This window comes from Roseibium sediminis (assembly GCF_008711325.1).
GTDB classification, from domain to species: Bacteria; Pseudomonadota; Alphaproteobacteria; order Rhizobiales; family Stappiaceae; genus Roseibium; species Roseibium sediminis.
Genome location: NZ_VXDB01000033.1, coordinates 22,161 through 28,354, shown reverse-complemented (window position 1 = coordinate 28,354; position 6,194 = coordinate 22,161). Strand labels below are relative to the sequence as shown.

Sequence of the window (6,194 nt, the reverse complement as noted above, 5' to 3'; positions counted from 1 at the left end):
TCTGATCCTCCGTTTCCTAACTATAGGGGCGGACCAATTCAAAGGGGGAGGATCACTGTGCGCAAGCAGTAGCTCCAACCGAAATACGGCTGGTTCCACCAAATGGCGAAGAACAGAACAATACCTCCAACCCAAAAATACCAACGACGCATATATTCACTCCGGTTTAAAGCCGGTTAGCGTGTTTGTTTGGCAATCTTGGGGCCGACCCAGCGGGTTTAACGGGCTTGGCATTCAAACCCCTCCGCCGTCATCCTCGGTTCTGTGCCGAGAGTCTAACGAATTCAGAGGCTTGCGGATGCTCGGGGTTAGGCCAAGTGTGACGAGGGAGATGAGAGTTCGGATCCCGCGCATGGTGGTCTTGTCAGGGTAGTAACCATCCCGATGAACTGGAGCAAACAATTGAATCTGTCATATCACGACCTCATCCTCTGAAATTTTTATTGCAACTACAACCCAGAATGCAAACAGCACTAAAGCCTATTTCTTTAAAGCCGGTTCGATTGTATAATCCATTTTCATCAATACTAGATCCCTTGAAAATGCTGAAATCATAAGTATAAAAACTAATATGAGTAACTTCAGCATCTTCTATAGGTAGAATGCTAATTCCTACATTAGACGAATTCTTGATATATCTGTATTTATATTTACCATATGGCTCGGGTCGATTTATTCGTTGCCCTGCTATTGGGCCGTCAGTATCAGGACCAGCATATTGGCAATATTCTAGTCCGCGTTGGGCGATGCATTCTTTCATGAGGTCAATGGCTTCATTTACGATATGTCTTGCCTTGTCCGCCGACGGGCTTTGTGAATCCGGCCCAAGTAGATTCGGTCTAAGCTCTTCTAAAAAGTCCTCGTCACTCATCCAGCCTTTGCCAACGCAATAGTTCCAACCGAAATAAGGCTGGTTCCACCAAATGGCGAAGAACAGAACAATCCCACCAACCCACAAATACCAACGACGCATATATTCACTCCGGTTTGAAGCCGGTTAGCGTGTTTGTTTGGCAATCTTGGGGCCGACCCAACGGGTTTAACGGGCTTGGCATAAAGACCCCTCCGTCGTCATCCTCGGCCTTGTGTCTCGGATCTAACGAATTCAAAGGCTTGCGGATGCTTGGGTCAGGGCCAAGTGTGACGAAGCGGGTGAGTTCACGGCATCCGGATCAAGGCGCAGCTTTGCTGAGCTTGTCCGGAATGCTGGAGGAAAACTACCCCCGCCGCCGGCGCCGCCGTCTGCCGCCGTCATCGCCGCCTGCCGGTTCCAGTTCCTTGCGCTCTGGCAACTCGACGGCTGCGCGGAGGTTGGGGAAGGGGTCGACCTTGTTGGGCAGGGCCATGGCGTTGACGAAATGCTCCTGGAACTTGGGTTCCAGTGCGGTTTCGATCTTTTCGATCTCGCGGACTGTTTGCTCGATTTCCCGGCGGTAGCCCTGATTGAGGAGGGCCATGCGGGCGCCGGTTCCGGCGGCATTGCCGACGCCGGACACGTTGTCGACCGGACAATCGGGGATGAGGCCCAAAACCATGGCGTAGGTCGGGTCGATATAGCTGCCGAAGGCACCTGCGAGCTTGACCCTGTCGATCCGATCGGTGCCGAGCTTGTCCTGCAACAGCTTCACACCGGCATAGAGCGCCGCCTTGGCGAGCTGGATGGCGCGAATGTCGGTCTGCAGGATTTTGATATCCACGTCCCGGTCGGCGATCTGGTAGGAGAAGGTGCGGCCTGTTGCCTGAATGCGGTCTGTGCGCGCGGCCATCGATCCGTCAATGACGCCGTCTTCTGTGATCAGGCCGCAGAGATACATCTCGGCCACGGCCTCAATGATGCCGGAGCCGCAAATGCCCGTGATGCCGACCTGATCGATCTTTTCGGCAAAGCCTTCTTCATCCGACCATTCATCAAGGCCGATGACCTTGTAGCGTGGTTCCAGCGTGTCGCGGTTGATGCGCAGGCGCTCGATGGCACCGGGGGCCGCCCGCTGACCGGAGGAGATTTCCGCGCCCTCAAAGGCAGGTCCGGTCGGGGAACTGGCCGCAAGCAAGCGGTCCGAATTGCCGAGCACGATTTCCGCGTTGGTCCCCACATCGACCAGAAGCGTGATGTCCTCTGCCTTGTAAGGGCTTTCGGAAAGGGTTGCGGCGGCCGCATCGGCGCCAACATGACCGGCGATACAGGGCAGCATATAGACCCTTGCGCCGGGATTGAGTTCAAGCCCGAGATCGCGGGCATTGAGGTGCAGGGCATCGGAAACGGCCAAGGCAAAGGGCGCTCCGCCCAGCTCCACCGGGTCGATGCCGAGGAAGAGGTGGTGCATCACCGGGTTGCCGACAAAAACAGCGTCCAGAATGTCTGTCCGCTCTGCGCCGACATCTGCCACCAGTTTGCCGATCAGCGAATTGATGGCATCGCGCACGGCCTTGGTGAGATCCGGCAGCTTGGCAGGGTTCATCTGCACGTAGGACACGCGCGACATGAGGTCTTCGCCAAAGCGGATCTGCGGGTTTGATGTCCCCTGCGAGGTGACGGTTCGCCCGTTCTGCAGGTTGCACAGATGCGCTGCGATGGTGGTGGAGCCGATATCCACGGCAAGGCCATATGCAAAAGACTTTTCGCCCGGCCATAGGGCGCAAAGGCTCGCCGGATTGTCGCCGTCCTGATGGAGGGCGGCCGTCACCGTCCACTTGCCCTGTCGCAGGATTGACTGAACCCTGGGGAGAAGGATCGGATCGACGGTGAGGGGAGCAACACCGCTGGCTGCTTCCACGGCCTCCCGCAGCCGGTCCGCGTCGCCGCGCGGCGTTTCCATGTCCGGTTCTTCAATGGTGACAGTCACCAGCCGGACCGGTGAGGCAGGCTCGATCGTCTTGGCTTCAGCGCGCTTTCTGACGACCTGACGGTTCGTTTGCGCATCGGTCGGAACGTCGACGACAAGGTCACCCAGGATCTTGGCCTGACAGGAAAGTCGTCGGTCGGTCGCCAGATTGCGTTTCTCGGCGTAGCGGTTTTCTGCCTCGGTTGCCGTAGCCAGATGCTCTGCTGCGCTGACCACGTTTTCCTTGGCAAAGGTGCCCTCGGAAACCGAGATCTGGCAGCGCCCGCAAATGCCGCGTCCGCCACAGACAGATTCCACATAGACGCCGAGCGATCGCGCGGCATCCAACAAGGGAGTGCCGACGGGAAAGGTTCCCCGTCGGCCACTCGGTTGAAAGACGACTTTTGCCAGTTCCTTGGGGCCGCTCATTCGCGCTCCGTCATTGCCGGTTTATGCAGACCTGCGCGCAGCACGGCCACCGCGACGGCGTCCGCCTGCAGATGCTGCAGCGTCGGTCGGAGTTGTGGCGCCTGCGGCTGCGGGCTGGTGATCACGATACTTCATGATCCATTCCTGACAATTCGGATCCGTACCGTTCAGGACGTTCGCCGCATGCACTGCTTCCATTTCCTGTGGACGGCACGGGTTCATGATCGCAGACGTCATGCCTGCACCAATGACCATCGGAATGAAGCCGGCGTTGATGCCGTGGCGATGCGGCAGGCCGAAGGAGATGTTGGAGAGGCCGCAGGTCGTGTTGACCTTCAGCTCCTCGCGCAAACGGCGCAGAAGGGCGAAAACCTGCTTGCCGGCGGTGCCCATTGCGCCGATCGGCATGACGAGCGGGTCCACGACAATATCGTGCGCGGGGATACCGAAATCGGCTGCGCGCTGGACGATCTTCTTGGCAACTTCAAAACGCACATCCGGATCTTCGGAAATGCCGGTCTCGTCGTTGGAGATGGCGACAACCGGCACGTTGTATTTCTTGATCAACGGCAGGATGGCTTCCAGCTTTTCCTCTTCACCGGTGACGGAATTTACCAGCGGGCGGCCCTTGGCAACCCTCAGGCCTGCCTCGATGGCAGCTGTCACCGAGGAGTCGATGGACAGTGGCACATCAACCAGTTCCTGAACGATTTCAAGCGTCTTCACCAGAAGTGGCGGTTCGGTTTCGTTCGGGTTGACGGCGGTTACACCGGCATTGACGTCGAGCATGGTGGCGCCAGCTGCGACCTGCGCAAGGGCGTCGGCCTTCACGGTCTCGAAGTTGCCTTCGTTCATTTCCGCTGCCAGCTTCTTGCGACCGGTCGGGTTGATCCGCTCGCCGATGACGCAAAAGGGCTGGTCGAAGCCGATGACGACTTCTCTGGTCGCCGATGCCACAATGGTGCGTGTCATGTTCTTATTGCCTTCAAGCTGTCAGGGATGACGAATTTTCACCGCGAAAAGACCAGTTTCCGCGATCAAGGAGCCATTCGCCGGTCTTCTGGATGCCGCCGAAGGGGTAAACGTGGAGCTGCGCGAGCTGGGTGTCCGGCTTCGTCAGAATGCGGGCCTCAAGCGGCTCGACCATGGTTGCCGGGTCATACCCTGCCAGCATGGAAACAACAGACCCGCCGCGCTTCTTCAGGAAGTTCAGGGAATTCTCGACGCCAGCAAATGCGGCGAACTTGATCAGGGTCGTCATCTTGGCCGGGCCGGCGATGCCGATGTGAACCGGGAACTTGTTGCCCCAGGCGACCAGCTCGTCCAGCCACTGGCTAACCCGGTGCGGATCAAAGCCGAACTGTGTTGCGATGATGAACTGTGCGTCGCTTTCCGCGGCCAGCTCGTGCTTGCGCATCAGGAACGACTTGATGACGTCCGGCTTGATATCCGGTGCGCCTTCCGGGTGGCCGGCAACGGCAATCGTCTTGATGCCGAGCTTGTCGAACAGGCCGGTTTCCAGCAGCGCGACCGAAGAGGTCAGCGGACCCGCCTTATCGGTTTCACCGGCAATGGCAAGCACGTCAGTGACACCTGCTTCCTGGGTGAGGCGGGTGATGCGCTGGTGGAAGGCGTCCACGGTTGGATACCGACGGGCAGCCATGTGCGGAACCGGGGTGTAGCCCTTGTCGCGCAGGATGCGGGCTGCAGACACGATCATGTCTTCCGGAGCATTGCCCAGATCGGTGACATAGACCCGTGTGCCGTAGGGAATGAAGTCCAGCAGTTCGGTCTTCTCGACCACCTGCTTGGGGGACATTTCGGTAGAAGCGGCTAGGCGGCCCTGCGGCGTCAGTCGGAGATCAGTCATGCTTCCTTGCCTCCCTGGTCAAGCAACTGCTTCAGACGGTCCTTGGGGTAAGCCGCCAGAATGTCGGCAAGAGCGGTCTCCGCTTCCTGCTCAAGATCGTCGGACACTTCCACCGGGTCGGATTTGCGCCACTCGGCCATATAGGCCTCGCTGTCTTTCGCTCCGACCCGCATTGCACAGGCATCGACCACTTCCATAAAGGTTGCCGGCAATTCTCGCCGGGCACTTTTTCGTCCCTGTTTTACAAGGATTTGTGCCGGGATATCCCGCCAGTAGACGATGATTTTCTGCGCCATTTCCAGTGTCCTCTCACCACTGATGATTGCCGGAAAGAGGGCGGTTCCAGACGTTCGAATGCGGCACCGGAAAATTCAAAAACGACTTGCAGAGGTCGCTTGCATCAATCGCCCGTGAGTTGCGGGTTTCCGGGGCCGGAATCGCGCAGGAAATTCTGCAACAGGCCATATCCGGTTGCACGTTTTTCAAAGGGAAGCTGGAGTCGTTCCGCAGCGGCTTTTGCGGCTTCCTCAAGTTTCGGGTCGTCCGTCTGGGCGAGGTAGAGCACGCGGGTGTAATGCGCGAAATACATGTCGCGCAGTTCCGGCTTCCAGTCGAGGCCGAGCGGCTCCACCACCATGGTCTGGAAGTGGCGGGCGAGGAAGTCCGTGAGGTAGAAGGTGCCGAGCTGGTCGTCCTCAAGGGAATCGAATTCCTCAAGGCCGGTAAAAAAGGCATAGCAATGCGCGCCGCCGATGCGCTTCGCGCCGGTTTCGTCCATCACCTTGTCGAGAAGCCCGCCGGTTCCGCAATCAGCATAGGCGATCAGGATTTCATCATAGGCCGGTTGATTGGCCAGGATGGTCCGGCGCACTTCGGCGGGGATCTTGTCGGGTGTATTGTGCAGCTGGGCGGGGAGGCAGGTGAGATCAATGTGGTCGAGCCGGTTGATCTCCTTGATCGCCAGAATTTCGCGGGCAAGGGCGCCGCAGGCGATAACAAGAACCCGGCCAATCTGTTTGGCCGGGCCGATTTCTTCAGGCAGCGGGAAGAGGGGAATGTCTTCCGCCATTTCC

The 6,194-nt window shown here is 58.3% G+C and carries 6 protein-coding genes; all 6 read right to left on the bottom strand.

Annotated features, from left to right (window positions below):
- Window positions 1–424: 424 nt before the first annotated feature.
- Window positions 425–973, bottom strand: a complete 549-nt coding sequence (locus F0155_RS21065; RefSeq protein WP_150526549.1) for a hypothetical protein — start codon at window positions 971–973, stop codon at window positions 425–427.
- Between the two features lie 244 nt (window positions 974–1,217).
- Window positions 1,218–3,251, bottom strand: a complete 2,034-nt coding sequence (locus tag F0155_RS21060) for an ASKHA domain-containing protein (protein WP_150526548.1) — start codon at window positions 3,249–3,251, stop codon at window positions 1,218–1,220.
- A 21-nt stretch (window positions 3,252–3,272) separates the two neighbouring features.
- Window positions 3,273–4,223, bottom strand: a complete 951-nt coding sequence (locus F0155_RS21055) for a methyltetrahydrofolate cobalamin methyltransferase (protein WP_150526547.1) — start codon at window positions 4,221–4,223, stop codon at window positions 3,273–3,275.
- A 13-nt stretch (window positions 4,224–4,236) separates the two neighbouring features.
- On the bottom strand, window positions 4,237–5,121 hold the full coding sequence (locus F0155_RS21050) for a methylenetetrahydrofolate reductase (protein ID WP_150526546.1): 885 nt from the start codon (window positions 5,119–5,121) through the stop codon (window positions 4,237–4,239).
- Window positions 5,118–5,417 carry a virulence factor gene (locus F0155_RS21045; protein ID WP_150526545.1) on the bottom strand — a complete coding sequence of 100 codons (300 nt, stop codon included), beginning with the start codon at window positions 5,415–5,417 and terminating at the stop codon, window positions 5,118–5,120. The genes F0155_RS21050 and F0155_RS21045 overlap by 4 nt, the downstream gene beginning before the upstream one ends.
- A 104-nt stretch (window positions 5,418–5,521) precedes the next feature.
- On the bottom strand, window positions 5,522–6,190 hold the full coding sequence (locus tag F0155_RS21040) for a DUF1638 domain-containing protein (RefSeq protein WP_150526544.1): 669 nt from the start codon (window positions 6,188–6,190) through the stop codon (window positions 5,522–5,524).
- Window positions 6,191–6,194 lie beyond the last annotated feature (4 nt).

What these genes read in the sequence shown, in the direction of transcription:
- F0155_RS21065 (WP_150526549.1), bottom strand. Translation starts at nt 973, where the DNA reads ATGCGTCGTTGGTATTTGTGGGTTGGTGGGATTGTTCTGTTCTTCGCC.
- F0155_RS21045 (WP_150526545.1), bottom strand. Translation starts at nt 5,417, where the DNA reads ATGGCGCAGAAAATCATCGTCTACTGGCGGGATATCCCGGCACAAATC.
- F0155_RS21050 (WP_150526546.1), bottom strand. Translation starts at nt 5,121, where the DNA reads ATGACTGATCTCCGACTGACGCCGCAGGGCCGCCTAGCCGCTTCTACC.
- F0155_RS21055 (WP_150526547.1), bottom strand. Translation starts at nt 4,223, where the DNA reads ATGACACGCACCATTGTGGCATCGGCGACCAGAGAAGTCGTCATCGGC.
- F0155_RS21060 (WP_150526548.1), bottom strand. Translation starts at nt 3,251, where the DNA reads ATGAGCGGCCCCAAGGAACTGGCAAAAGTCGTCTTTCAACCGAGTGGC.
- F0155_RS21040 (WP_150526544.1), bottom strand. Translation starts at nt 6,190, where the DNA reads ATGGCGGAAGACATTCCCCTCTTCCCGCTGCCTGAAGAAATCGGCCCG.